Annotated in this window: 20 protein-coding genes; 10 read left to right on the top strand and 10 right to left on the bottom strand. The window is 60.1% G+C overall.

Annotated features, from left to right (window positions below; genetic code table 11):
* Window positions 1-265 (top strand): MFS transporter (locus VFE81_RS07170; protein ID WP_325043928.1); only part of this gene is annotated, 265 nt, incomplete at its 5' end.
* Window positions 266-526: 261 nt separating this feature from the next.
* Entirely contained in the window at window positions 527-907 is a 381-nt protein-coding gene (locus VFE81_RS07165) for an H-NS histone family protein (protein ID WP_325043927.1), read from the top strand.
* On the opposite strand, the gene VFE81_RS07160 is transcribed toward VFE81_RS07165, so the two are convergent.
* Together VFE81_RS07160 and VFE81_RS07155 are read right to left on the bottom strand one after the other, a co-directional pair.
* Window positions 904-2,613: an ATP-binding protein gene (locus VFE81_RS07160; RefSeq protein ID WP_325043926.1), complete on the bottom strand. Its 1,710-nt coding sequence runs from the start codon at window positions 2,611-2,613 to the stop codon at window positions 904-906. The genes VFE81_RS07165 and VFE81_RS07160 overlap by 4 nt on opposite strands.
* A 576-nt stretch (window positions 2,614-3,189) precedes the next feature.
* Entirely contained in the window at window positions 3,190-3,990 is an 801-nt protein-coding gene (locus VFE81_RS07155) for a hypothetical protein (protein WP_325043925.1), read from the bottom strand.
* A gap of 302 nt (window positions 3,991-4,292) precedes the next feature.
* Between VFE81_RS07155 and VFE81_RS07150 the strand changes: the two genes are divergently transcribed.
* Window positions 4,293-5,933, top strand: coding sequence for a methyl-accepting chemotaxis protein (locus VFE81_RS07150; RefSeq protein ID WP_325043924.1), 1,641 nt, complete (start codon window positions 4,293-4,295; stop codon window positions 5,931-5,933).
* 461 nt (window positions 5,934-6,394) lie between these two features.
* On the opposite strand, the gene VFE81_RS07145 is transcribed toward VFE81_RS07150, so the two are convergent.
* From VFE81_RS07145 to VFE81_RS07115, 7 genes are all read right to left on the bottom strand, one after another.
* Entirely contained in the window at window positions 6,395-7,204 is an 810-nt protein-coding gene (locus tag VFE81_RS07145; protein WP_325043923.1) for a c-type cytochrome, read from the bottom strand.
* On the bottom strand, window positions 7,201-8,826 hold the full coding sequence (locus VFE81_RS07140) for a b(o/a)3-type cytochrome-c oxidase subunit 1 (RefSeq protein ID WP_325043922.1): 1,626 nt from the start codon (window positions 8,824-8,826) through the stop codon (window positions 7,201-7,203). The genes VFE81_RS07145 and VFE81_RS07140 overlap by 4 nt, the downstream gene beginning before the upstream one ends.
* Window positions 8,813-9,385 (bottom strand): cytochrome C oxidase subunit II, encoded by a 573-nt coding sequence (locus tag VFE81_RS07135; RefSeq protein ID WP_325043921.1) that lies wholly within the window; start codon window positions 9,383-9,385, stop codon window positions 8,813-8,815. The genes VFE81_RS07140 and VFE81_RS07135 overlap by 14 nt, the downstream gene beginning before the upstream one ends.
* 2 nt (window positions 9,386-9,387) lie before the next feature.
* Window positions 9,388-9,564, bottom strand: a complete 177-nt coding sequence (locus VFE81_RS07130; protein ID WP_325043920.1) for a hypothetical protein — start codon at window positions 9,562-9,564, stop codon at window positions 9,388-9,390.
* Between the two features lie 30 nt (window positions 9,565-9,594).
* Entirely contained in the window at window positions 9,595-10,995 is a 1,401-nt protein-coding gene (locus VFE81_RS07125; protein ID WP_414695559.1) for a c-type cytochrome, read from the bottom strand.
* Window positions 10,992-11,708 (bottom strand): c-type cytochrome, encoded by a 717-nt coding sequence (locus VFE81_RS07120; protein ID WP_325043919.1) that lies wholly within the window; start codon window positions 11,706-11,708, stop codon window positions 10,992-10,994. The genes VFE81_RS07125 and VFE81_RS07120 overlap by 4 nt, the downstream gene beginning before the upstream one ends.
* Before the next feature lie 495 nt (window positions 11,709-12,203).
* Window positions 12,204-13,091 carry a LysR family transcriptional regulator gene (locus VFE81_RS07115; protein ID WP_325043918.1) on the bottom strand — a complete coding sequence of 296 codons (888 nt, stop codon included), beginning with the start codon at window positions 13,089-13,091 and terminating at the stop codon, window positions 12,204-12,206.
* Window positions 13,092-13,189: 98 nt separating this feature from the next.
* Between VFE81_RS07115 and VFE81_RS07110 the strand changes: the two genes are divergently transcribed.
* The 6 genes from VFE81_RS07110 to VFE81_RS07085 all read left to right on the top strand — a co-directional run bounded on the left by VFE81_RS07110 (window position 13,190) and on the right by VFE81_RS07085 (window position 22,593).
* Entirely contained in the window at window positions 13,190-14,500 is a 1,311-nt protein-coding gene (locus tag VFE81_RS07110; protein WP_325043917.1) for an MFS transporter, read from the top strand.
* A gap of 363 nt (window positions 14,501-14,863) precedes the next feature.
* Window positions 14,864-15,517, top strand: coding sequence for a response regulator transcription factor (locus VFE81_RS07105; RefSeq protein WP_325043916.1), 654 nt, complete (start codon window positions 14,864-14,866; stop codon window positions 15,515-15,517).
* A 150-nt stretch (window positions 15,518-15,667) separates the two neighbouring features.
* Window positions 15,668-16,360, top strand: a complete 693-nt coding sequence (locus VFE81_RS07100) for a response regulator transcription factor (protein WP_325043915.1) — start codon at window positions 15,668-15,670, stop codon at window positions 16,358-16,360.
* Window positions 16,361-16,471: 111 nt separating this feature from the next.
* A complete protein-coding gene (locus VFE81_RS07095) occupies window positions 16,472-17,116 on the top strand; it encodes a response regulator transcription factor (protein WP_325043914.1) in 645 nt (214 codons plus the stop codon).
* A gap of 244 nt (window positions 17,117-17,360) precedes the next feature.
* Window positions 17,361-18,107 carry an aquaporin Z gene (gene aqpZ / locus VFE81_RS07090; RefSeq protein WP_325043913.1) on the top strand — a complete coding sequence of 249 codons (747 nt, stop codon included), beginning with the start codon at window positions 17,361-17,363 and terminating at the stop codon, window positions 18,105-18,107.
* Between the two features lie 115 nt (window positions 18,108-18,222).
* Window positions 18,223-22,593, top strand: coding sequence for an ATP-binding protein (locus tag VFE81_RS07085; RefSeq protein ID WP_414695560.1), 4,371 nt, complete (start codon window positions 18,223-18,225; stop codon window positions 22,591-22,593).
* A gap of 221 nt (window positions 22,594-22,814) precedes the next feature.
* Here VFE81_RS07085 and VFE81_RS07080 read toward each other — a convergent pair whose 3' ends face one another.
* Window positions 22,815-23,750, bottom strand: a complete 936-nt coding sequence (locus tag VFE81_RS07080) for a LysR family transcriptional regulator (protein ID WP_325043912.1) — start codon at window positions 23,748-23,750, stop codon at window positions 22,815-22,817.
* Window positions 23,751-24,255: 505 nt separating this feature from the next.
* Between VFE81_RS07080 and VFE81_RS07075 the strand changes: the two genes are divergently transcribed.
* Complete coding sequence (locus tag VFE81_RS07075) at window positions 24,256-25,383, top strand: porin (RefSeq protein WP_325043911.1); 1,128 nt, start codon at window positions 24,256-24,258, stop codon at window positions 25,381-25,383.
* Window positions 25,384-25,557: the final 174 nt, after the last annotated feature.

The following is a 25,557-nucleotide window of genomic DNA, read 5'->3' as shown; positions in this document are numbered from 1 at the left end:
TATGGGGATGACGCAGGGGTTGCTGGCCACGATGGTTGCTCACACCGCGCCTGCGCAACTGCGCGGTACCGCGTTCGGTTTCTTCAACCTGCTCGGCGGTATCGTTACGCTTGTGTCCAGTGTTATCGCCGGTGCCTTGTGGGACCGTCTGGGTGCAACTGCCACGTTCTACGCGGGAGCAGGTTTCTGCGTTCTGACGATCGCGTTGCTTTTGTCCGGACGGACGCCAGAGACAGCTGCGGATGCCGGGGCCAACGTCACTTAAAAATCGGGGCTGTTCATTGGAAAAAGGCGATGACCAGTCGGCCGCTGAACGTTATCAAGCGGGCCGGGCAATTGATGAAGGTTGTTCGCGGGCTATGGCCGCATGTGTCGACATGATTGACGCTGCCGGTACTATCGGCGTCAGAGACGAGCTGCACGCAGTGCGCGACGCGTTGCAGCGACTTCACGCGGCCACGGCCGTCGCATTCGAAGAAGCGTCACGGACGATGCAACACTGAGCTACCGCTGCTTCCAATAACCGATGGAAAAGAACACTTATACAAAGCTTGTAAAGCAACTTGCCGAACTCGCTTGCGAAATGGAACGTGTCCGGCGTATCGAGCGAAGTGGAGCGATAGCAGAGATTCGCGCGCAGATGCGAGAGTACGGCATCAAGCCAAGCGAGCTCGTCGGACGAAAGCGTGGTGGGTCTCCGGCCCCGGCCAGATACCTGAACCCGGAGACGGAACCGACATGGACCGGTCGAGGGCCACACCCTCAGTGGCTCGACGGTAAGAACTCGAAGCACTTCCTTATTGTCCGTCCGGAGCAGCAGCATTTCAATGTCCGAAGCAATGCCCGAAGCAATGTCCGAAGACAAGGGGTAGGCTTGAGGGTGCAGCCGTTGATGGCCGGGACTTAGACAATGCCCCTCAACTTGCCGTCGGCACGATTCGCCAGGATGTACTGGAGCTTATCCAGCGAAAGGGGTTTGGTCAGATGAAAATCGAAACCGGCCGCCAATGCCCTGGATTTGTCGGATTCTGATGCATAGCCTGTAAGCGCCACGAGTACGACCTCGTCGAATCCGCGATTCAGGCGAACAGTTCGTGCGACGTCGAAACCATCCATTTCCGGCATCCCCACGTCGATGATTGCAACCTCAGGGTGCGTTTCAGACATCAGCCGTACAGCATCGCGCCCGTTGTCCGACACGGTTACTTCGTGACCTTCGAGCTCGAGCAGAACGCTCAGCGCCTTGAGCGCATCCTGATTGTCGTCAACGAGCAGGAGACGCGCCGGCTCGGGAGCCGCAGCGGTCGCGCTGGGGGCGCCTACGACTGTGTCCACCGTCGTCCGGAGTATCGGCAAACGGAGTGTCACAACTGTGCCTTTGCCCGAGCCTTCACTCTTGATTGAGATGGTTCCATGGTGAAGCTCGACCATCCGCTTTGCCACCGCCAGACCTATTCCCAAGCCTCCTTCGGAACGCGCCTGGCCGCGGGCAGACTGCGCGAATAACTCGAAGACGTGCGGCTGGACCGCACTATCGATGCCCATGCCATTGTCAGTAACGTCAATGACAATCAGTCCGGGTGCGTCTTCGCGCGAGTTGTTTGGCTCGACGCGGACGTTGAGTTCGATGGTGCCTCCGACAGGTGTGTATTTCGCTGCGTTCGAAAGGAGGTTGCCCAGCACCTGGCTCAGACGGACATGGTCAGCGCGCACGGAGATCGGCTCGTCCAGCCCAGTGATTGTGAGCGTGTGCCTGCGGGATGCGACGTGATGTCTGATAGCTGTTACGGCATCAAACACAATGTCAGTGAGTGACGTGTCGCTGTGCTTGATAGCGAGCTTGCCATGTTTCAGACGGGCGGCGTCGAGCAGGTCATCGACCAGCGTGCGCAGATGCCGCATCTGGCGTTGCGCGATAGTCAGCACTTCGACGGCTCTTTCGTCTTCGGCGCAAAGTCGCTTTGCTGCACTTATGGCGCCATCGATTGGCGCCATTGGATTTCGCAATTCGTGGCTGAGCATCGCGATGAATTCGTTGTGCCGCCGGTCGCTCTCTTCACCGCTGTCGCGCGCATTGACGATGGTCAACGCCGAGCCGGCGAAAACGGCGAGGTTTGAGAGCAATCTGATGTCTTCGAGGTCAAATCTGCAATCCTCCGTGTGTGACATCACCCATATCGCCCCTAGCTCTGCATTCCCAGCCTTGATTGGAACGACTATTCCTTCCGCTACGTCGACTCCCGGAAACGCAAGACAAGGGAACTGAGCCTGCGGGTTGACGAATAGTTGCGGTGTCCCCGCCTCCAGGGTCACGGCGCACGGGCACTCGTTCCATGCGGTCGTATGGCCGCGCAGGCCAGCGCAGAGCCCGGCAACTGCGAGCCACCTGAAGACCCGATTGTCGTCAGGTCCCTCGACGAGACTGATACCAGCGCTACCAGCATGGCAAAGGGACAGAGCCGTATCGGCGATGGCCTGGAGGAAGTCGGGGCGCGGGCCGGCTTGGGCTCGAGCGAGCGCCACAAGCGCACGGTTTTCGGCCGCATAATCTGCAGCGCGGACCGGCCTGCGGCCGAGCTCATCCGTTTGACTGGGCGCGCGATTGCTTTCCATGGCTAACAGAGCGAATGAAGAAATAGAGAAAGTTCGAAGGTCAGGATGCCGGCATGCTGCCAGCTCGACAGGCAGCCGCAGGAGCGACGTTCTTCACAGCGGCTAATTTCACATTACGGGAGGGGCTGCACAAAGTCAACGAGGGTTCGTACCTGCTTGCCTGCAGGCAAAGGTGGCCCCAGTCCACAAAGGGCAGCGCCTCGAAATTGCTTGCAGCCCATCGTCCTCGAGCTGCACGCGGTGCTAAATTTTAGAAGGCACGTAGCATATAAAGCCGTTCGTTAAATATGTCTTTAACATCCTCTTCATTTGAACAGTCTCTTGGACATATAAGCCATAGAAGGTATGGGACTCTTTTGAAGTGGCTGAGTCGGCAGACCCGGGCTTCCAACCATGCAAAACCGAAACGTTTTTGCTTGATGTCGCCTCTTGGTCGTCGTCACAGCCTCTACCCACATCTTTGCGTTGTGAGCCTGATTTTCGGCAACCTTTTTAACCCGGCTGTCGCCGAGTTAGTAGCCAGAACCCCGCTTTCGAGCGGTTTTTTTGCTTTCTGCACCTAAAGGCGAAGAACCATCACCGGCTGAGGTGCTCCAACGCATCTCTCATCGGCAAACTGGAAACGACAATCGGCCCGGTAAACGGCGTATCCAGGTCGACGATCACATAGATCGCAGAAGCAATCGACACTGCCCCAAGCGAGATGGTGACCAACGCCAACGCGTTGCGCGGTGCGATCAATCCAAAGCTGAGAAAAATCACGCACAACCAGAACGTCAGCGTCATGAAGAAAGGCTGGGAAATTGAGCTGTGCGCTTCCTCAATGATCTTCCATCGAGCATCTACAGCTCGCCGATATTGCGTCAACGCATCATCGAGCGCGCGCTGTTGTAACGGATCGTGCGCCTGCAATTGCCGCAACTGCCTGCCCACCGCGGTCAGCATATCGCCGAGCCGCACGTTCTCCAGCTTCTGCGAGTTGTCCTGCGATCCGATGTCCCTCGGATAATCACCGGCTGGAGCGGACTCGCCGGGCCATGTCGACGCAATCGCCGCCGCCGTGTACACGCGCAGCAGGTGCCGGGCCTCATTGGTATCGCCGCCGTATTCCCGCAAGGTCGTGTCGAACTCGATCAGATCAGCCGCAAAAGTGCGCAAATCATTCGACTCGGTATCGAAACTGGATTTCGCGGATGCCGTCATCAATCCGAGCACCAAGGCGGCAAACGTCACCAGCATGCCGATTACCAGTTGGATGAGTTGCACGGTTTCGTGCGCCTTGTGCTCCTCAGGCAGCAAAGGCCGCGTCCACACGCCCAAGCCGGTTCCGACAAGCAATAAAGCGAAAACCAGCAGAGCCGAGCCGATTTCTGACATAGAAATGCTCCGGAGACGTGTGCTTCGTCACTTTCTACCAACCGCCGCCCATCGACCACCCGGGTAGTCCCGCAAATGAACTTGCGCGAGCGCCGCTGACCTCCGCTCGGATGTTGATGTATCGCAAACGTATGCGCCATCAACCATAAAGTTTTCTGTAATCCCGCCGTAGACCATCTGTGTGGCGTTCGCTTAATTTTTAAACAAGGGTTGCGGACCTGGCCGATGGGCTTGGGCGCAGCACGCGTGGCCGAGGCTAATTTCTGAACAGTCGGTCAGGCAGCCCAATGGAGACAAGCCCGATGCTGAAAAATCTGTCGATTCGAACCAGCCTTACCCTGATGATCATGTTCTTCGGCGCAGTGCTGCTGTTCGGCGCCGCCGCCGGACTGCTGTCGTTGCGTTCGAGCAACGCGTCGCTGCAGCAGATGTACACCGTGGACACGCCCGCAGTCGCCGACCTCGAAGGCAGTGCCGGACAACTGCTGCGTCTGCGTCTGGCTCTCGCGACCTACGCATCGTTGGTCGACCTGAACGATCAGGACGGCGCGAACGCGGTGCTCAAGCGCTTCGACCAGTACCAGAAGTCATCGAATGATCGCCTTGCCCACTATGTGAGCCGCGCGAGCGCGGATGCCGACGAACAGCGCCTGATCAAGGACATGCAGGACAAGCGCGACACCTTCCTGCACGAGGGCATTGATCCGGCACTGGCCGCGCTCAAGTCTGGCGACAAGACCGCATTCGAACAGTTGCAGGCGCACAAGCTGCCGTCGCTCTACAGCGCGTACGAAAAGGCCATGCTCACGCTCGAGCAATTGCAACTCGATCATGGCGCCCAGCGCTATCAGGATGCGCAGGATCTGTTCTACGCGATCAGCGTCGCGGTGGCGATCGGTATGGCGCTGTCGCTGCTGGGCTCCTTGATCGGGCGGGCGATCATGGTGCGTGCAATTGTCAATCCGGTCGACGCAACCATTGCGCAGTTTCAGCGGATAGCCAATGGCGATCTGACCAGCCAGATCGACGTCACGAGCAATAACGAAATGGGCCGTTTGGCTGAGGCATTGCGCAAGATGCAGAACTCGCTGATCGAGACGGTGAACGCCGTGCGTCACGGCACGGAATCCATCGATACGGGCGTGAGCGAGATTGCGGCGGGCAATACCGATCTGTCGCAACGTACCGAGGAACAGGCCGCATCGCTCGAAGAAACGGCGGCGAGCATCGAGGAGCTGACCTCGACAGTCAAGCAGACGGCGGACAACGCGAAGCAGGCGAGCTCGCTGGCGCAGGGCGCATCGAGCCTGGCGGCACAGGGTGGCGACCTGACGGAGCAGGTGGTGGGCACGATGCATGGCATCGTCGGCGACTCGCGGCGGATTGCCGACATTGTCGGCGTGATAGAAGGAATTGCTTTCCAGACCAATATTCTGGCGCTGAACGCTGCGGTCGAGGCGGCGCGCGCGGGCGAGCAGGGTCGTGGCTTTGCGGTGGTGGCGAGCGAAGTGCGGTCGTTGGCACAGCGAAGCGCGGCGGCGGCCAAGGAGATCAAAGGGTTGATCGACGCCTCGACGGCGCGGGTGCAGGCAGGCTCGCAGCTGGTGGAACGTTCGGGTTCGACGATGACCGAGATTGTCGAGGCAATTTCTCGCGTGAGTTCGATTATGGGTGAGATCGCGGCGGCGGCGCTTGAGCAGAGTACCGGGATCGATCAGGTGAATCTGGCTGTCGCGCAGATGGATGAGGTGACGCAGCAGAATGCCGCGCTGGTTGAGCAGGCTGCTGCGGCGGCTGGTTCGCTTGAGGAGCAGGCTCGCAGATTGACTTCGGCGGTGGCTGTGTTTCAGACGGGAAGCGGGGATTCTTCTCTTGCAGGTCGGCGAGGTGGGGCTGCGGCTGCGCCGGCGATGAGAGATCTGGGTGGGCTTGTCGCGGGTTGATGTTTTTTTGCCTTCGCGGCGCTTGTTTGTCTGTGCGCCTGCGGCGTTGGGCTTTGACTGGTTTGTTTGCCTGCGCGGCGCTTTTTGGCTGTGTCCTTACGGTGTTGGCCTTTCCTTGTTTTGTTATTGGTCTATTAGCGTCGCCCCTGTGCGGGGCAGGCACTTACATTTGCGCAAGCCCTTTTATCCTAGTCACAAATCGAGGTTGCAGAAACCAGGCTGACCATACATTCTCTTTGCGGCGGCAAAGAGATCGATACCGATCAACTTTGCGTCTGCCATGATGGCCTCCTCGAAAAAAAGAAACGGCCCAGTAAGCGTAAGCCTATGGGCCGTTTCGGTCAGGCTGACCATCTCATTAGTAAGTGCCCGCCCACAGGGGCGATGCTAATAAACCAATAACAAGGAAAGGCCAACGCCGCAGGCGTACAGACAAAAGCGCCGCGCAGGCAAACAACCCACTACTGCATAGCAGCGTAATACTTAGCCACGCTATCAATCTCCGCCGAAGTCATCTGTCGCGCCACATTCCGCATCTGCTCATTGATATCGTTATGCCGGGCACCGGAAGTAAACGCCCGCATCTGCGCAGCGAGATAAATTGACGACTGCCCCCCAAGCCAGGGCGCCGCCCCTTTACGATCCAATTGCCCATGACAAGCAGCACAAGGCGCAATATTCCGCTGCGGATCACCCTGCATGGCAAGCTTCACGGCATTCGCATCCGGTCCAACGCCAGTAGGCAAAACCTCAGCCGCGGGCGCTCTCGGCAGTGAAACATAATAAGCCGCCAGATCATGCAAATCCTGATCGCTGCGAGCCGCAATGATCGGCTGCATCACCGCGTTCTGCCGCACACCGTTCTGATAGTCGCGCAACTCTTTGTAGACCACGTCGGCATATTGCCCGGCCAACGCTGGCGCCGTCACCTGCACCGTGCCCAGCACGCCATGACACATCGAGCAATTCTGCGTCGCGATCGTCGCACCGCGGCCAATCGAATTCGCGTCGCCTCGTACCCGCCGCAAAGGCGGCAGAACCACGACCTCGCTCGGCGCTGGACCGGAAATGTTGGCACCCCCATACCAGCTCGACGGCGCGCCCGCGGCGCTGCAAATCGTCGCCCATAAGCCACGCTCGCTGAATCCGCTATTCGCCGATGGCAACCAGACGAAGCCGATCAATATCGCCACAACAGCAATCGCTATCGTGCCGCCAAGGCTCACCGTGAACCACGGGTTGCGCAAGCTGAATACGCGTTCCTGACTCATCGCTGTGCTCCGACGACAACTGCCGGCACCGACGTCTGCGGCAATCTGAGCAACTGAACGATCGGCACACTGTAGTTGACAACCGTCAGCCCGATCATCAACGCCACCCACAAGCCGAAACTGTTGAGCGCGGCAGGCACGTGCTCCACCGGTTGCACCGCGCTAGCGAAGCGGAAACTCTGTTGCTGTACCTGCGGCCCGAATTGCGACTTCGCGAGGATGTAGATGAACAGCACGCCGGATCCCACCAGGATCAGTCCGCCCACCGCCGACATGCCCACCCAGAACGCCTGCGATTCCATCCCCGGCATGTTGTAGTCGTAATACGCCATGCGGCGCGGCGCGCCGAGCAAGCCGACGTAGTGCCACGGCAGCGTCGTCACCATCATGCCGATGAACCATAGCCAGAGTTGCGCACGCACCAGCTTCATCGACGCAATCGCGCGGCCGGTCAGTTGTGGCCACAGTTCGTACGCGATCGCGAAGTACATGATGACGATCGCACCGCCGAAAATCAGATGGAAATGCCCGGTCACCCACTGCGTGTTGTGCACGGTGGAGTTCAACTGGTAGCTCATGTTGATCAGGCCGCCCGCACCGCCAAGACCCAGCATCACGAACGAAAACGCAATCACCAGCATCATCGGGTTTTGCCATGGCAGTGCGGTGAGCCAGCCGAACGCGCCCTTGCCGCCGCGCAACCTGCCAGCGATCTCCACTGATGCGCAGATGGTGAACACCGTCAGCAACGTCGGCACTGACACCATGCCCGTGAACACCGCATGCAGGAACTTGAAGCCCGATCCGACCTGTGGATCCGCGAACAGATGGTGAATGCCGATCGGCATCGCGAACACGAGGAACAGAATGAACGACACACGCGCCATCGAATCGCTATAGAGCCGTCCGCCGATCGCGCGCGGCACCAGCGTGTAGTACGCGATGTAAGCCGGAATCAGCCAGAAGTAGACGATCGCATGCAGCGTCCACGAAAACAGGATGCGGGAAAGACCCGCATCGATCGTGTTGGTTAGACCGAAGGCAACGGGCAGTATCTGGAACAGGATTTCGAGCGCCGCGCCGATCGCGGTCCAGGCCCACAGATAGGCGCCCGCCACGTTGGCGAACATCGCGAGCGGTATGGGCTTGCCAGGATTGGCGCGCCGCCAGACACGCAGATTCACGTGCATCAGCGCGACCCAGATCCACGAGCCGACCACCACCAGCACCACGCCGAGGTAATAGAACGGACTGCCGATCATCGGTGGATAAAAGGTGTAGAGCACGGAGGCCTTGCCGAGCGCGACCGGGACCATCGCCATCACCGCGCCGACCGCCAGCATGATGAATGCGGCCCACGCCCATTTGAGACCGACGAGCCGCTGCGTGAGCGCGAGTTCGACGATCGCGTAGCCAAAGCCCATCGAAACCAGGGTAGGCAGCACGTAAGCCATCACCGAGCCATGCGCGGTCACCGATCGATAGTAAAGCTCGGGGTCGCCGATCCACGGCACCAGTGGGCTGCGTACCAACATTTGCCAGGCACCGAGCAGCAGTGCGATCAGAAACGCAATGAAGGCGAGCCAGAAATGCGCGAGAACGAGTCGCTTAGCGTGAAACACAGCTGAGCCTCCGTGATTGTCGGGCTTGCTCGAAGAACGTGGCTTTGTCGATGACCTTGACGTGCGCCCACATGGTCTGGTGGCCGAAGCCGCAGAACTCGTGACACGGCATGGTGTGATCACCGGCTTTGTCGAAGCGCGTGTTCAGCGTGGAGACGTAACCAGGCACGACCATCGTGTTGATGTTGGTGTCGGTCACGAGCAGGCCGTGCACGACATCGGCGCTGGTCGTGCGGATCGTAACCGGTGTGTCGGCGGGGACCAGCAGGCATTGCGGCGTGAACGAATACTGCTGCGCGATGAAACGCACGACTACCGAGCCATCCGGTTCGACGGCGCTGCCGAGGTTGTCTTCGACGAATTCGCCGGACAGTTGCAGGCGCGACGGATCGATCGTCTCGACCCGCGACGGCGGCATCATCGCCCAGTGCAGCCCGGAGAACACGATCACGGCGAGCATCAGCACGATCAGCGCCGTGGCGAAAATCGCCCAGCGGCGCTCGGCGCGTAAGGCGACTTCGTGGCCGCTGCCGGGTTGGTGATTGGAGTCAGTCGACATAGTCAGTGGATGATGCCGCGCGGCAGAAAGACAAGAAAGTAGAAGCCGAACCAGATCGCCATGACAATCAGCGTGGCGACGCCGGCCACGGCGATCGCGCCATGCGGACCGGCCGCGACGACGCGTTCCACTTCTTCATCCGTCGGCGGGGCCACGCTGTGGGTATCGTTCGCTTCCATCTAGAGATTCTCCAGTGCAGCGGTTCAGGTTCAATGCAGCGGCGCCTTGCGCAACTCGTTGACCTCGCGGGCCGTCACCGGTTTGCCGTGGTTGCCCCACGCAGTGCGGATATAAGTGACAACGGCGGCGGCATCGGTGTCGTTCAACTCCTGACCGAAGGGCGGCATGCCGTACGGCTCGGGATTGCGCATGGTGCCGGGCGGGAAGCCGCCATTGAGCACAATGCGGATCGGGTTGACTGCGGAGTCCATTTCGATCGACTGGTTACGTGCGAGCGGCGGATAGTGCTGCAACTGGCCCTCGCCATTCGCCCCGTGGCATAGCGCGCACTTGTCGGCGTAGATCTTTTCGCCGAGCGCGAACACGTTGGTGTTGGTCGGCGCGGACGGTCCCGATTTGCGGCCGCGGTTGTCCGGCAACGTCTTGAGATAGACCGCCATCGCCTTGACGTCATCTTCCGTCATGTACTGAAGGCTGTGATAGGTGACCTCAGCCATTGGCCCGTACACGGCGCCGCGATCGGAAATGCCCGCCTGCAGCAGGTCGACGATGTCCTTGATGCTCCAGTCGCCGAGACCGCCGTCCTTATCGGACGTCAGCGACGGCGCGTACCAGTTTTGCACCGGAATCAGACCACCGGCGAACTGCTCGCTTTGCGACGAACCACCAAGCATATTGATCTTGGTGTGGCACATCGTGCAGTGCCCGAGCCCATCGACCAGATACGCACCGCGATTCCATTCGACCGACTTGGTCGGATCCGGCTGGAACTCGCCTTCACGGAAATACAGCGTGCGCCAGCCGTATAGCAGCTTGCGCTGGTTGAACGGGAAGCGCAGCGTGTGTTTGTGGTTGGGCTCGCGTACTGGTGCTACAGACTTCAGATACGCGAAGATCGCATTCGAATCTTCACGTGTGACCTTGGTGTACTGGGCGATCGGCATCGCGGGATAGAGCATGGTGCCGTCCGGCGTGCGACCGGTGCGCATCATCTTGAAGAACGCTTCCTCGCTCCATGTGCCGATGCCGTATTGCGCGTCCGGCGTGATGTTTGGCGAATACAGCGTGCCGAACGGCGTGTCCATTGCGAGGCCGCCGGCGAACAGCTTGCCGCGCGGTGCGGTATGGCAGGCGACGCAGTCGCCGGCGCGCGCAAGATACTCGCCGCGTTTGACGATGTCGGGGCGAGTGTCGGCTTTGTCGCCAGTCGCCGTTGTAGTCGTTGCTGGCGTCGTTGTCGTTGCAGCAGGTGCGGTTTCTGCGGCGCCTGCTTCAGCGATCAGCAGCGCATGTGGTGAGCTGGAATGCGCGGCGCTGCCGGCGACGATCAGGCCGACAACCAGCAAGCCGGATACGAGCGACGCAGCGGCGCAATGGCGCTTCACCATGGCATACAAAACAGGGCGGATCAGGCGGAGGGTCGGCTTCATTGCGGTTGGCTCCCGCATGCGAGAGGCAGCTGCCTGGCGGACGCCGGCGCGGGCCGTGGATCGGCAGGGCGCGGCTGGCGCGCGAGCCAGCTTGATACCGCGGTAATGTCCTTGTCAGTCAGCTTGACGGCGATCGAATGCATGCAGTCCGGTGCGAGCGCGTGACGTGTGCCCGAACGCCACGTGCCCATCTGCCCGGCGATGTAGCTCGCATGCAGGCCGAGCAGGCCCGGAATGCCAGGTTGCGTACCCGTCATCCGTGCGCCATGACATGCGATGCACGCCGGGATCTTGCGTGCCGGGTCGCCTTGGGTGACGAGCCGTTGACCAGCTGCGAGCACTGCCGGTGCGACTTCAGTGTGATCGGCATTGGGGTAGGGCGGCTGCAGATCGGCGAAGTACTGACTGATCTTGCGCAGATAATCGTCGGGCAGAAAGGCGAGCAGATACCCCATCGGCGGATAGGTGCGGCCGCCGTCACGGAACGCGGTCAACTGATTGAACAGGTAGTCGGCCGGTTTGCCGGCGATACGCGGGAAGTAGTCGTTGTTCAGACCTTGGCCCTGCACGCCGTGACACGAGGTACAGGCGCGCACGCGCTCGTCCATGGCCGAGGGCATCGCGCCTGATGCGTCCGTGGCTGCGAACGCCACGCCACTCCACACGACGTAAAATGCCAACAGGATCGAAAATACGATAGTTCTACGATGCACGCCAAGCCTCGCCGGGGGAACGGTTATCTTCGCTTTTTATTTTTCACGCATTCGCTCGTGAATTCACTTCTGGATTCGATGAGCGATGCACGACAAGCCTGCTAATTCTTCTTTTATAACGACTGCATGGGCAGAAAATCGAAACAGACTTACTAAGGAGGCGCAGTGTATCGATCGATTCAGCGATGCAATTGCTCTATAAAACAATGATCTGCCTGAGCGCGCCGATGGGCGGTGGCTTGCGGGCTGCTGTAATAACGCTTGATACGGCTGCCAGACGTGTAGCAGGTTGCAGGAATTCGTCCGATGCGTCAATAAAAATTGATAGACCAATCGGTGACGCACTTGATCAGCATAGGCGTCGATTAGAGCGCCTTCAATATTTATTCTGTGTCTGGTTTTAATGCGGGCTGCATCGTCGAATGCGAATGATGCACTCGCTACATTTTTGTCGAGACGTATGTGTCGCAACGCGCGCATCGACGGCCCGGCGCGTCAACTGAAGAGACGCATCAAGGCCGTGCGTGCATTACTCACGCGTTCGCTTTCGCCGATTCGCCCCGGCAGCAGATGAAACTCGACGGCAGGCAGTGCGGGCAACCCGACGCTCGGCGGACAGGCCACTACGCCTCCGCCGATCGACGATTCGTTCAGGCAGGAAATGCCCAGCCCGGCCCTCAACGCCAGTTGCAGTCCGGCCACCCCGGAGGCCGAATGCGACACCAGATACGGCACCTTGTGTTCGTCGAGGAGCTTCACGACGAAACGCTGCAACTGGCAACTCGACGGCAGCAATACAAGCGGATAAGGCGTAGCTGGCCGCGGACTGACGTCGGCCGCGCAGACCCACAGCAGTTTCTCGCGCCGCACCACCGTGCTTTGCGCACCGGCGCGTCTGCTGGTGGCGCGTGTGTTCGCGGTGACGAGTCGCAGCGAGAGGCCGATGTCGTACGACGCATCGTCGCCGGCGCTGCTGTCGATCACGGCGCTCGGCAACACGGTGACATGCAGTTTCAGACGCGGGTGCTGCTCCGAGAACGTCTTGAGAATGCGCGCGATGTCGAGCGGGCGGTAATAGTCCGTGATGGCGATGCGCAGTTCGCCGTCGAGCGAGCGACCTTGCAGATCTTCGAACGCCGCTTCGCTCATTGCGATGATGCGCCGCGCGTGATCGAGCAGACGGCTGCCAGCAGGTGTGGCGGCCACCCCCTGCTTGCTGCGCACGAAGAGCGGCTGGCCCGCGCGCTCCTCGAGCTTCTTCAACTGCTCGCTCACCGACGACTGCGACAGGAACACGCGCTCCGCGCCCGCCGAGACGCTGCCTGATTCGGCGACGGCGACGAAGGTGCGCAGTTGTGTGAGGTCAAATCCGCGTTGGCTCATGATTCGTTATATTCGATGCATATCATCTGAATTTCCGGCTTTTCCGATGGTTAGCCCAGCCGTAGGATACCTCCAATTCATTCATTGCAGAGGCTGTCATGGGAAACGAATCGGTTGCTGCCGTGCAGGTATCGGGTGCGCGGGCAGCAAGCCATCGGTGGAAGGTGCTCGGAGTCGGCTTTGCGGCGAACGCGAGTTTTTCGGCCGCTTTCTCGGGGATTCCGACCACGGCCGTTTTTTTGCGCTCGGGTTATCACCTCGGCAACGACGGGTTGGGACTGGTGCTCGGCATGCTCGGTTTGGGCATTGCGGTGAGCGAGTTGCCATGGGGACTTCTGACCGACCGCTGGGGCGACCGTCGCGTGTTGCTGCTCGGGCTTCTTTCGACTGCCGCGGCGCTAGCCGGGCTGGCATTGTTCGTGGTGCCGTCCGGCTCGCATGTGCCGGGCGTGGCGACGCTCGCGCTCGGCCTGTTGCTGGTCGGCCTGCTCGGGGGCAGCGTCAACGGTTCGAGTGGTCGCGCGGTGATGGCCTGGTTTCGCGAAGGTGAGCGCGGCCTTGCGATGAGCATTCGGCAGACCGCAGTACCGGCAGGTGGTGGCCTGGGAGCGCTGATCTTGCCGGTGCTCGCGTCGAAATTCGGCTTTGCCAGCGCGTACACCGTGCTGGCCCTTGCGTGCGCGACTACGGCGGTGTTCGCCTGGTGCTGGCTGAACGAACCTTCGCATGCCGAAGGGAATGGTGCGGGTACGGTTCCCGGCGCTGCGGCTGCGGTGCCGGTGAAGGTTTCGCCGCTACGCGATATCGGTATATGGCGTGTGGCGCTCGGCGCCGGCGCATTATGCGTGCCGCAGCTTGCCGTCGTGACGTTCGGGACCGTCTTCCTCCACGATTTCAGCCGGGCGGGTGTGCTCACAATCAGTGTGACGATGGCGGCGGTGCAAACGGGCGCGGCGATTGCGCGGGTCTGGAGCGGTGCGTGGACCGACCGGCGCGGCAATCGACGCGCTTACATGCGCGCCTGCAGTGTGCTGACCGCGGTGCTGTTTGCATCGCTCGCCCTGGTGACGGGACTGGCCGGCACGCACCACGCGGCGATGACGGCGGTGTTCGCGTTGATGATCGTGCTGGGCGGCATCAGCGCGTCCGCATGGCACGGCGTTGCCTTCACGGAACTCGCGACGCTCGCCGGGACGAACCGCGCCGGCACCGCACTCGCGATCGGCAACACCTGCGTCTTTCTCTCGCTGTTCCTGACGCCGCTCGCGATTCCGCCGTTGTTGTCGCTGGGTTCGTGGCCGATGGTGTGGGCAGTGGCCAGTGTGTGTGCATTGATCGCACTACCGGTGTTTCCGCGGGTGGCTCGCGCTAGCAAGCGGGTGGCAGTGCGCGCTTGCGATGCCACGTGACGGGGTGATGGTGACCTGCAGCGTGATGCTACCGGTCCCATTCGTTGTTTTCCATGCGACGGGAGCGGCGGAGCGCGCTCTCGTCGCTTCATTGCTTCTCGGCCGGAAATAAACATCGAGAGAAGAATTCTCGCTTACTTGATTCGCATAATTATGTATTCCTACTTTGATAGTTGAACGATGGGCTATCAAATTACCGGCAGGTTTCGGAGCGCTCCGATTTTCGCCCGGTTGTAGTGGTGGTTTTATTGCTGCCCTTGGCACGGCATCCCACGCCAGGAGGTTATCAAAGCAAGTGTGAAGCGAGTGGAGTTTCCCCTGCGCGTTCGCCGAATACACCTACAACAACCGAGAGAAATCATAGTGAATATTCGAGTCATTCTGGCGGACGATCATCCTTTCGTTCTGCTTGGCGTTCGGGCCGCGCTGGAAATGCATGCCGGTGTCATCATCGTCGGCGAAGCGGCTACGCCCACTTCTTTGATCAAACTGTTACAGAGCACGCCGTGCGACGTGCTCGTCACCGATCTGACGATGCCGGAGGAATCCGGCGTGCTTGAAGACGGCCTGGATCTTGTCAGACGAATCCGATCTGGCTGGCCATTGTTGCGTATTGTCGTGATGACAGCTCTGACGAACACTGCGATTCTGCGTGCCATCGTGTCAGATTGCGTAGTCAGCACGCTCAGCAAAATGGAAGCAATGGACGAGCTTTGGCAAGCGTTCGAGGCGGCCTGTAAGGGGGAGGTCTACGTCGGCCGCTCCATCGTCCAAGCGCTTGCCCAGCCCCGGGACGAAGCGTGCGATCTGCCGCTGGTTTCATGTTTGTCCCGCAGACAGGCGGAAGTGATAAGAATGTCGGTACGTGGCCATTCGATCTCCGAGATCGCGGTAACGCTCGGATGTCATCGCCGAACCGTCAGCCGTCAAAAACGCGAGGCAATGGCTAAACTCGGCGTCACCAACGATCCTGGTCTCTTTGCTTATATCCGTGCACATGGAGTTTATGAAAGTTAAAACGCATTGCTAATCAATTATCTGGACAGGTTCATGAGCCATTTCAGAGCGATCTTATTTTTATTTTCCGAAATATGTTTAATGATCGCGGGACGGCCAGTTGCTCCGGAGAGAGCGACAGGGAATCTGGGTACGGGGGAGAAATAGACGATGAACGACAACGCTGACTTAGGCACACCTGTTCGAACCATCATCGCGGACGATCATCCACTAGTTCTGCTGGCGATCGAAAATCTGATGGTGGGCTATCCGAACATGCAAATCGTCGGCCGTGCTGCCGACGCCACAGAACTTTTCAAGGAAGTCGATCGTATTCCGTGTGACCTCGTTCTCATGGACCTGTACATGCCAGGAGGCTTCTGCGGCGATGGACTGGAAGCCGTCAGGCAGTTCAAGGCACGCTATCCCGATGTTGCACTTGTCGTACTTACCATGGAAACAGAAGCTGCCGCGCTGAGAAAGGTCATCGCGCTCGGTGTCGATGGGCTAATTAGCAAACGCGACCGGATCGATCTGATTCACGTGGCAGTCGTCACTGCGCTAGCTCGCGAGTGCTATCTCGGGCCAGCTGTGCGATCGCTGATTGCCGACGCAACGGTCGCGCAGCGGCTCGATTTTGTCCGGCAAATGTTGTCACGCCGCGAGCTGGAGGTGTTCACGCAATACGCTTCCGGGCTTGGTGTAACGGAGATTGCCACGCGCTTCGGCCGCAGTGTCAAGACAATTAGCGCGCAGAAATGTACTGCGATGCGCAAGCTCGCCTTGCACAGCGACGCGGAACTGTTCCGCTTCGCCGTCGAGCACGGCGTGATCTCTGAAGATTGCCTGAAAAACCGGCGCTGAGCCGGCGAGACGTCACGCCGGTCCGGTGGCGTGACGAACGGAAGATGCACTTGGCACATCCCGGGGATGCACGTCGCGTGCAGGGAGTGCCAGTCGATAAGACAACAAAAAATGACACAAAAGATCCGCGTCATCGTGGCCGACGATCACGACTGCGTTCGCGTTGGTGTGATGCGCCTTTTACAAACGGCGCCCCGCATCGAGATAGTCGGCGAAGCGCACGATACCCAAACGCTGGCCGAATTGCTCGACAGCCATGCGTGCGACGTTGTCGTGTCGGATATCGGCATGCCGGGCATTGACGGTGCCAGCAACGTCGTGTCTTTCCTGCGTCGCCTGTTCCGGGCGCGGCCGCATCCCTGCGTCGTCGTGCTGACGATGATCTGCCATGCGCATATGCTTTCTGGGTTGTTGCACCTCGGTGTGGCCGGAATAGTTGACAAGCGCGATACCGCCACGGCATTGATCGAAGCGATCGAGGCAGCAGTGAGCGGCCGTGTTTATCTATCGGATCAGGCACGCGTCGCGATAGACGCGTCCGACACGCCGCCGCAGCCGCGCGCGGGCGTGCTGAGCGCGCGCGAATGGGAGGTCTTCCAGCTCTATGTGCAAGGTCTGGCAGTCCACGAGATCGCGACACGTTTGCAACGCAGCGGCAAGACCATCAGTACACAGAAGCGTAGCGCGATGCGCAAGCTCGGTCTCGAGACAGAAAACGACCTCATCGACTACGCGAGACAGATAGGGTTGACCTGACAGTCGTGTGAGAGAACTGACCCCCGACCTTCGATGATTCTTAAGACTTTAGGAGTCTTCTGATTGGTTGAGCGACGTTGCCGTTTCATAGTTCTGAATTAGCTGCGGCTCGACTTCCAATGCCCGCCAGGTGAAAGCAGTCATTTCGCCAGGCGGGGCGGTGACGGGGCTGGAAAATTCAGGCAGATGTTTAACGGCTGGAGTGCTGCGCCATCTGCCATTCGCACAAAAACTGGGAGGCAGAATGGTAGCGTTAGGCAAGCGGTTATTGGTCGAGGGGGTCGGAACGGCCTGGGTGGTGTTCATCGGCTGCGGCAGCATTGTATTGAACACCGGCGCGGTCCAGCAAGGCTACGGCGTGCTCGAGGTATCACTCGCGTTCGGCCTCGCGCTCGTCACGGCGAGCTACGCTTTCGGCGCCATCTCCGGCGCACATTTCAACCCCGCTGTCACAATCGGCTTCACGGTCGCGCAACGGTTCCCGGTTCGGGATCTGCTGCCTTACATTGCCGCCCAGATGCTCGGGGCCATTGCAGCCGCGGCGATGCTTGCTTACGTGGCGAGCGGCCGCCCCGGCTTTGAACTGACCGCGAGCGAATTCGCGGCGAACGGTTTCGGCGACCATTCTCCGGCCGACTATCAACTTCATTCTGCGCTGGTTGTCGAGCTTGCACTGTCGTTCGCTTTCGTCATGGCGAGTCTGATGGTGGCCTGCAGGCGAAGGTTGAGGCTGATCGCACCGGTGGTCGCCGGCGCGTGTCTGATGATCGTGTACATGGTGTCGATTCCGGTTACCAACGGCTCGATCAATCCCGCTCGCTCTACCGGTCAAGCGTTGTTCGTCGGCGACTGGGCACTCGACCAGCTCTGGCTGTTCTGGGCGGCGCCATTGCTGGGCGGCGTCGCCGCCGGTGCGCTGTTTTCATTTCTCCGGGGCAATTGTGGCCGCCAGGCTGCGTCGCTCGCCCACAAGCAGAGCGAAGTCGCGTGAGCACCCCCTCTGCCATTTCATGATGCCCTCTATGAAACTCCAACGTGGTGTCGCGGTAAGGCGGATGGTGCGACGCGTATCCCAGTGCCTGCTTGTAGTGTTCGCGTTCGTCATGATGCAGATGCAGCCGGCGGCAGCCCAGCCGTTCGCCGGTCCATCGCATCCGTCAGTCGGGGGCGCCTTTCCTGCCACATTGACCGTCGGTGTTCTAGCTAACGGATGGATGCCTTTCGACGGGCTTCAGGACGGTCAGCTGACCGGCTTGAGCGCCGACTATCTGCGCGCGCTCGTCGGACCGAACGTCATGATCGAGTCGAAAGCGTTTCCTGACATGCCGCAACTACTGGCCGCGGCCTGCGCTGGCAACGTCGATCTGGTCATGAGCATGGCTCGCACGCCCGAGCGGGAACGCTGCTTCAGCTTCACCGCGCCGTATTTTCGGGCGTCCGCATCGGTGGCGGTCCGCCGCGACGGCGACGTGTACGCGAGCGCCGCTCAACTTGCCGGCGCACGCCTCGCGATAGAGAAAGGATTTGCGCTGGAACGCTCCTTGCGCGAGCGCTTTCCACGCGCCCAGCTCGAAACCTTCTCAAGTACACACGCGGCGCTGCAGGCAGTCACGCAAGGCGATGCCGACGCCTATCTTGGCTTCACGCCTGCGGTTCAATACGCACTGGGCACTGAAGAATTCCGTGGACTGCGAGTCGCTTTCGAGGAACGCGGCAGAATCGCCGACTTGCGCTTTGCCGTGCCGCGGGACCGGGTGGCGCTGCGTGACCAGCTCGACCGCGCGCTCGCTTCAATGAATCCGGCCGACGATACGGCGATTCGCGTGCGCTGGCTATCCGGCAGCTTCGACGCGCAAGCAGCGTCCGCAGCGCGGCGCCTCGTGCTGACACCGGAAGAGCGGGCCTGGCTCAGTTCGTTGCCTCCCTTGCAGGTGGGTTTTGATAACGGCTGGCCGCCTTTCAGTTATGTCGACGAGTCCGGCCATCCGGCTGGCATCACCGCCGAATATCTGGACTACTTGAGCCGTGCGCTGGGCGTCGTGTTCAACCGCGCCCACACGGCTGACTGGCCTGCAACGATTGACGCTTTCCAGCATGGCGATCTGGCGATTCTGGCCACCTCCTCCAGCAACGATCCGCGTCTGAAGAACGCGCTGCACACCCGTGCATACGAAAGCTATCCGCTCGTGATCGTCGGACGTGAAGACGAACCAGCCGCACGCGCACTCAACGATTTCGCCTCGCGACGCATTGTGGTCTCGTCGCATATTGCCGGCTCGATTTCCCTCGCGATCGACAAAATCCCAGTCGCCAATATCGCTGTCGCGCCCAGTCTGGATGACGCTCTCAAGATGGTCGAAAACGGCCAGGCAGACGTACTGGTCGGCAACGTAGCCGCCGTCGATATTCTGCTCAAGCAACGGTACGCCGGTGTGCTCAAGATCCTTGGCACGGTTGGCGGATCCGATGCGATTGGCTTCGCGGTGCGCCCTGATCTGAGCTCGCTCGCGGGTTTGATCGACCGTGCGTTGCTGGCTATGCCGCCGGTCGAGAAGCAGCGCATCCGGCAGAAGTGGGTGACCGGCAGCACGGGCGAGCAGGGAACATGGAGCGTTACCGCGGTGCGGCTTCTGCCGTTGCTGATCGGCATCGGTCTCGTATTGCTGGTCACGTTGCGGGCATATCTGCTGCTGCAGCGTGAAGTCAGGCGGCGTAAACAGACCGAACGCGAACTGGCTTTGCAGCTGAATTTTCAGGAAACCATGATGGAGATGGTGCCCTATCCGCTCGTCGCTAAAGATCTGGATGGGCGCTATATCGCGATCAACCGGGCGTACGAAGAAGCGTGCGGTTTGCGCCGCGAAGCAGTGATAGGACGCACGGCCGTGGACGTTCAGACATGGGGTGAAGCCAACGGCCGCGTTCTGGATGAACTTACACGCGAGATGCTGATAGGCGGTGAGCCCGCACAGGCAGAACTCCAGTTTGAACGCGGCACAGGCGACCTGCGCCATGGGTTGTTCTGGACCCGCATCGTTCACAGCGCTGACGGCAAGCCGAGTTGTGTGCTAGGAACGATGGTCGATATTACCGATATCCGGCGTGCTGAAATGCTCGCGCGCGAAACCGAGCGGCGTCTTTTTGACGTCACGCGCTCATTGCCGGCTGTGGTGTTTCAATTGCGCCGCACTGCAAACGGTGCGTATTCGTTTCCGTATATCGGCGGCGACACACGACATCTGCTGGGGGGGGACCATACCTCCTTGATGGGCCGCGAAAAGATCGATTTCGGACGCGTGTGCGAAGAAGACAGGCCTCTCGTGCTGGCCGAGCTGGAGCGATCGGCGCGTTGCGAAACGGCGGTGAATATGGAATTTCGCTTCGAAGTCGAGCGTGAACTCAGGTGGGCGCGCGCGGAGGTGGTCCCGCGCCGCGAAAAGGATGGCAGCGTTGTGTGGAGCGGCTATTGGGTGGACGCAAGCGCCGAGCATGCGCGGTCCGCGGAACTTGCGCGCGCGCGTGACGTGGCCGAAGCGGCCTCGCGCGGCAAAGACGATTTTCTTGCGATGATGAGTCACGAGATCCGTACGCCGATGAACGGCGTGCTCGGCCTTGTCGAGGTGCTGGAACGCACGCCGCTCAATGCGGATCAGGGTGAAATGCTGAGCATGATCCACGAGTCGGCGGGAGCGCTTCTGCAGATTCTGGACGACCTCCTTGATTACTCGAAAATTGATGCGGGCCGGCTGACGATCGAAGCGGAACCTATCGATATGCGCGAACTGGTCGACAACGCCGTTGGTTTGCTCGCGGGCCGCGCCCATGAAAAGGGCCTGAAGGTACGCGTGGATATTGCGCCCGAAGTTGCGGCAACGCTACGGGGTGACAGCGTGCGATTGCGGCAAATTCTGTTCAATCTGCTCGGCAATGCCATCAAATTTACGCCGGAAGGCGAGGTCGACGTGCTGGTTGCGGTTGTCGAACAGACTGGCGACGCTCAGACGCTCGAGATGACTGTCAAGGACACCGGCATCGGCATCGCGCCGGAAGCGCAGGCGCGACTGTTCGAGCCGTTCGTGCAGGCGGAATCGTCTACCACCCGCCGCTTCGGTGGCACCGGGCTGGGCCTGACGATCTGCCGCAAGCTGATCGACCTGATGAACGGCACGCTCGAACTGCATAGTGAGCCCGGGGTTGGTACGTGCATGACAGTGCGTCTCACCATGCCGGTGGAAGCGCACCGCTATTCCGTAGGCGGTTTACGTGGGAAGCGCGGCATTGTGGCGACGGGTGACACACGGGTCGCGCAGGCGCTGATGCATTTCGGCGAGGCTCTTGGACTCGAGTTGCGCCGCGTGTCGCCTGATGCGGCTGAACTCGGCGATCCGGCCGCTCTGGAGGGCGTGGAAATGATTTTCGTGAGCGAAGATGTGGTACTGCCTGCAAGCGTCGGGTCCGGTTCGCGGATCATATGTCTGACTGAGAAGCCGAAGCCGACCGGCTACCGCATCCTCGACAACAATGTGCGTGTCAGTATCAACCCGATCTCGTGGCGCGGCCTCGGCGCGGCGTGCGCTGCGGCGATGACGGGGCTACCTTCGGTGGCGCTGCGTTCTACCGGCATGTCGCGCATGGTCGAAGGCGCCAACGTGCCGCCAGACCGTGAGCGGGCAATCGCCAGCGGACGGCTGATCCTGGTTGCGGAAGATCATCCGGTAAATCAGGAATTGATCCGTCATCAACTGGCCTTGCTGGGTTTTGCCTGCGACGTGACGAACGACGGCGTCGAGGCACTGGCCGCGCTCGAACAAACCAGCTATGGATGCCTGATCACCGACTGCCACATGCCGAACTTGTCCGGCTACGAGCTGGCGCGGCGCATCCGGGAACAGGAGCACGGCGGCGCACACCATCTGCCGATCCTGGGTATTACCGCAAACACTGCGCCTGAAGACCTGAATCTATGCCGTGACGCGGGCATGGATGACTGCCTGGTCAAGCCGACGCGGCTCGCTACGCTGCGCGACTACCTGAGTCGTTGGTTCGGCACTGACAGCGCATGGCAAGCGGCACCCGCTGAATCTGTCAGTATGCCGCCGGCTTCCGGGCCGGATGCCCGCGACACCCCCGAGCCATTCGTCCCGGTCGACTTGAGTCACATGACGCAGTTGTGGGGGAGCGAATCGACTGTTAAGGCACTGCTCGATTCGTTCGTTTCTTCGGTGCGCGAAGACGTGCAGGCGTTGCCGCCGCTACTCGAGCACGTCGAAGTCGAGCGTCTGCGCGAGTGGCATCATCGTGTGGCAGGGGCGGCGAGCGTGCTGCAGTATCCGCCGCTGCTCAACGCGTTGGAAGACTACCGGCGGGACATCGCCGTCAAGACGCCCGAACGTTTGCGTAGTGATGGGCTGAAGTTGGCGCGCAAGTGCAATGCGATGCTGGATGGAATCGAGGAGCAAGCTGCATTGCTCGCATGACGCTGCTTCGTACAGCGCGAGGCCGGACTGTAGCGCCTCGCTTGGGCGATCGGATTGGCGCGCTGCGCTCAAAAGTGAATTCAAGCGACGAATCGAGAGGACGAAAAAAACGCGGCCGAAGCCGCGTTAAAGATTTGGAGACATCCCTCGATGAAGGAGTCACTTCTCGCAAGGCAAAGCATAGCCGAGCTCACGCAAAAGATTCATTGCGAAATGCGCAATTAACTGTTTGAAAAACTCGATGAAAGCGTCGACAGAGCGTTGTTTCGGAAGTAGTCGACAGTAAATTCTACAAACGATCGTGTCTTGGCGGGCACGTGTCGGCGCCCGGGATACACCAGTGAGACTTCCTTATCCGCGCCTTTGATTCGATAGGTCGGCAGCACCTGCACGAGCACGCCGTTCATCAAGTCTGCCGAAACATGGTTCTCCGGCAGAACTGTAATGCCCATGTCGGCGAGCGCTGCTTGGCGCAGCATAACGGCATTGTTGACCGCATAAGTAGAATCGAGGCTCACGGTTTGCTCGTGTCCGCTCGCGGTGACGAAGGTCCAGGCGGAGCCGTGAATATCGAGGGACGGGGCAAGAAACTTATGGGCGTTAAGCTCCGCGGGTGCCGCCGGTGTCCCATTGACGTCGATATAGCCAGGCGATGCCACGGCAACTGACCGCACTCGGTACAGTGGGCGCTTGATCAAGGTGCCGGTGCTGACCTGCCCACGCACGACGATTCCGACATCGAAACCTTCTTCGACGAGATCCACCGGTCGATGAAGAAGCGTGACGGATAGCTTCACCTTTGGATGATGTGTTCGATACCGCTGCAACAGCGGTGTCAGTCCAAACAATGAAAACGATGCGGCGGCGACGAGTTTCAGCGTACCGGCCGGATCGGTTGCGCTTCGCGCTACGCCCGACTCCATCACCTCGATCTGTTCGAGAACCCGACGACAACCCTCGGCATATGCGTGCCCCGCTTCGGTAAGTGACAGGCTGCGCGTGGTCCGGTTGACGAGTCGCGTATTGAGGTGCGTTTCGAGTAGGGCGACATAGCGTGTCACCACAGCATTGGAGAGATCCAGACTCGCAGCCGCGCGCCCAAAAGAACCGTTTTCGGCGACTTTCAGAAAGACGCGCATGGCCTGCAACTGGTTCATGGTGATAGTGGACTTGAGCGGGAACGCCCGGGCACATGGAACTGCCTGTGTTCGATTGAGCGCGGGGTGAATCCGCACCGAGTGCGGCAGGGGCGCTTGACTGGAAAGCGCTAACACTGCACGCAAGAGGTGAGCATGATAATCGCCGCGAAAACTACCCGGCACAAGAACCGGCCGAATATGCATTAAGAGACTTCCGAAGGCGTGATGTGGCGAAGCTGCAACATTTTTATTAGATAAGTATCGCTAAATATAAAAAGAGATAAATGGACTGCCTTGCGGCTCAAGGCTCGGCGATATTTCTACGTTGATTTTTCGAATAATTCAAAAGATCTTTTGTGCGAATGCGCGTGGTGTCGCTGAAAGTTGAGCACCTAAACTCCGCTCTGCAGATCAAGCTGGTGTGCGGTGAACGCTCTTGATGCAGCCCGTCCCCAGCTTGCAATCGCGCTGTACAAAAAAAATCGAGTCGAAAACTCAATAACCACACGTTATTTGGAACAACATGAAAAAGATCCTGATTCTCGCGGCGGTCTCCGCGACGTTCGCCAGCGCCGCCAATGCGCAAAGCAGCGTGACGCTGTATGGCGTCGTCGATGCCGGTTTCACGTATGTGAACAATGAAGTGTCGGCTAGCGATGCGTCGAAGCACGCCGCTGCATATGGCCTGACGAGTGGCAATCTGTCTGGCAGCCGTTGGGGCCTGCGTGGTCGCGAAGATCTCGGCGGCGGTTATGCGGCAGTCTTCACGTTGGAAAACGGCTTCAACGTGGCCAACGGCGCCGCTGCACAGGGTGATCGCAGCTTCGGCCGCCAGGCGTTCGCGGGTATATCGAGCGATTACGGTACGGTTACGCTGGGTCGTCAGTACGACTCCGTGGTCGACTATCTCGGTCCGCTGACGGCGACCGGCAGTTGGGGTGGCACGTACTTCGCCCATCGTGGTGATAACGACAACGCCAATGCGTCGATGCGCATCAACAACTCGGTGAAATACCAGAGTGTGAATTACGGCGGCTTCTCGTTCAGCGGTCTGTATGGCTTCTCGAACCAGGCAGGGGCGTTCGCGAACGACCGCGCCTACAGTGCAGGCATGGGCTATTCGAACGGTGGCCTGAATCTGGCGGCTGGCTACTTGCAGGCTCAGGGTGTTGGCGGCAATGCGAACGGTGCGATCCAGGACGGCGCGCCGAATATCGGCGTGGCGGGCGAACGTCAACGGCAGCGCACGTGGGGTGCTGGCGGCAGCTATGCATTTGGCCCGGCAACAGTCGGCCTGGTCTACACGCAAAGCCGTTTCGACTTTGTGTACAACGACGCCTCGGTGCGTTACAACAACTATGAAGTCAACGCGCGCTATAACCTGACGCCGGCGCTCGCATTCGGCGCAGCGTACACGTACACGCAAGCGTTGCAGCACACGCCTGGCACGTCGAACGGGTCGAGCCACTGGAACCAGTTCGGTCTGCAGGTTGATTACGCGCTGTCCAGGCGCACTGACCTGTACGCCGAAGGCGTCGCGCATATCGGCGCGGACGGCAACGCGGTCGGCGCGCAAGTGTTCGGCACCGACGCACCGTCGTCGAGCAAGAACCAGGTGGTAGTGACGACGGGTATCCGTCACCGCTTCTAAAGCGTTACCGTGGGACGAAAAAAGCACCGCTCGCGGTGCTTTTTCTTGTGGCGCGCACGCGGCAAAGGCGGCCGTGTCATATGGCACCTGAGGCAAACAGGCTCGACGGATTTGCACTAGTATGTGGTTGCTTCGCGCGTGGCCGAAATTTCGGTGCGGCGGTGCATCAAAGTC

This window comes from Paraburkholderia sp. (assembly GCF_035656215.1).
Classification (GTDB): domain Bacteria; phylum Pseudomonadota; class Gammaproteobacteria; order Burkholderiales; family Burkholderiaceae; genus Paraburkholderia.
This window is presented reverse-complemented; position numbering and strand designations above follow the sequence as displayed.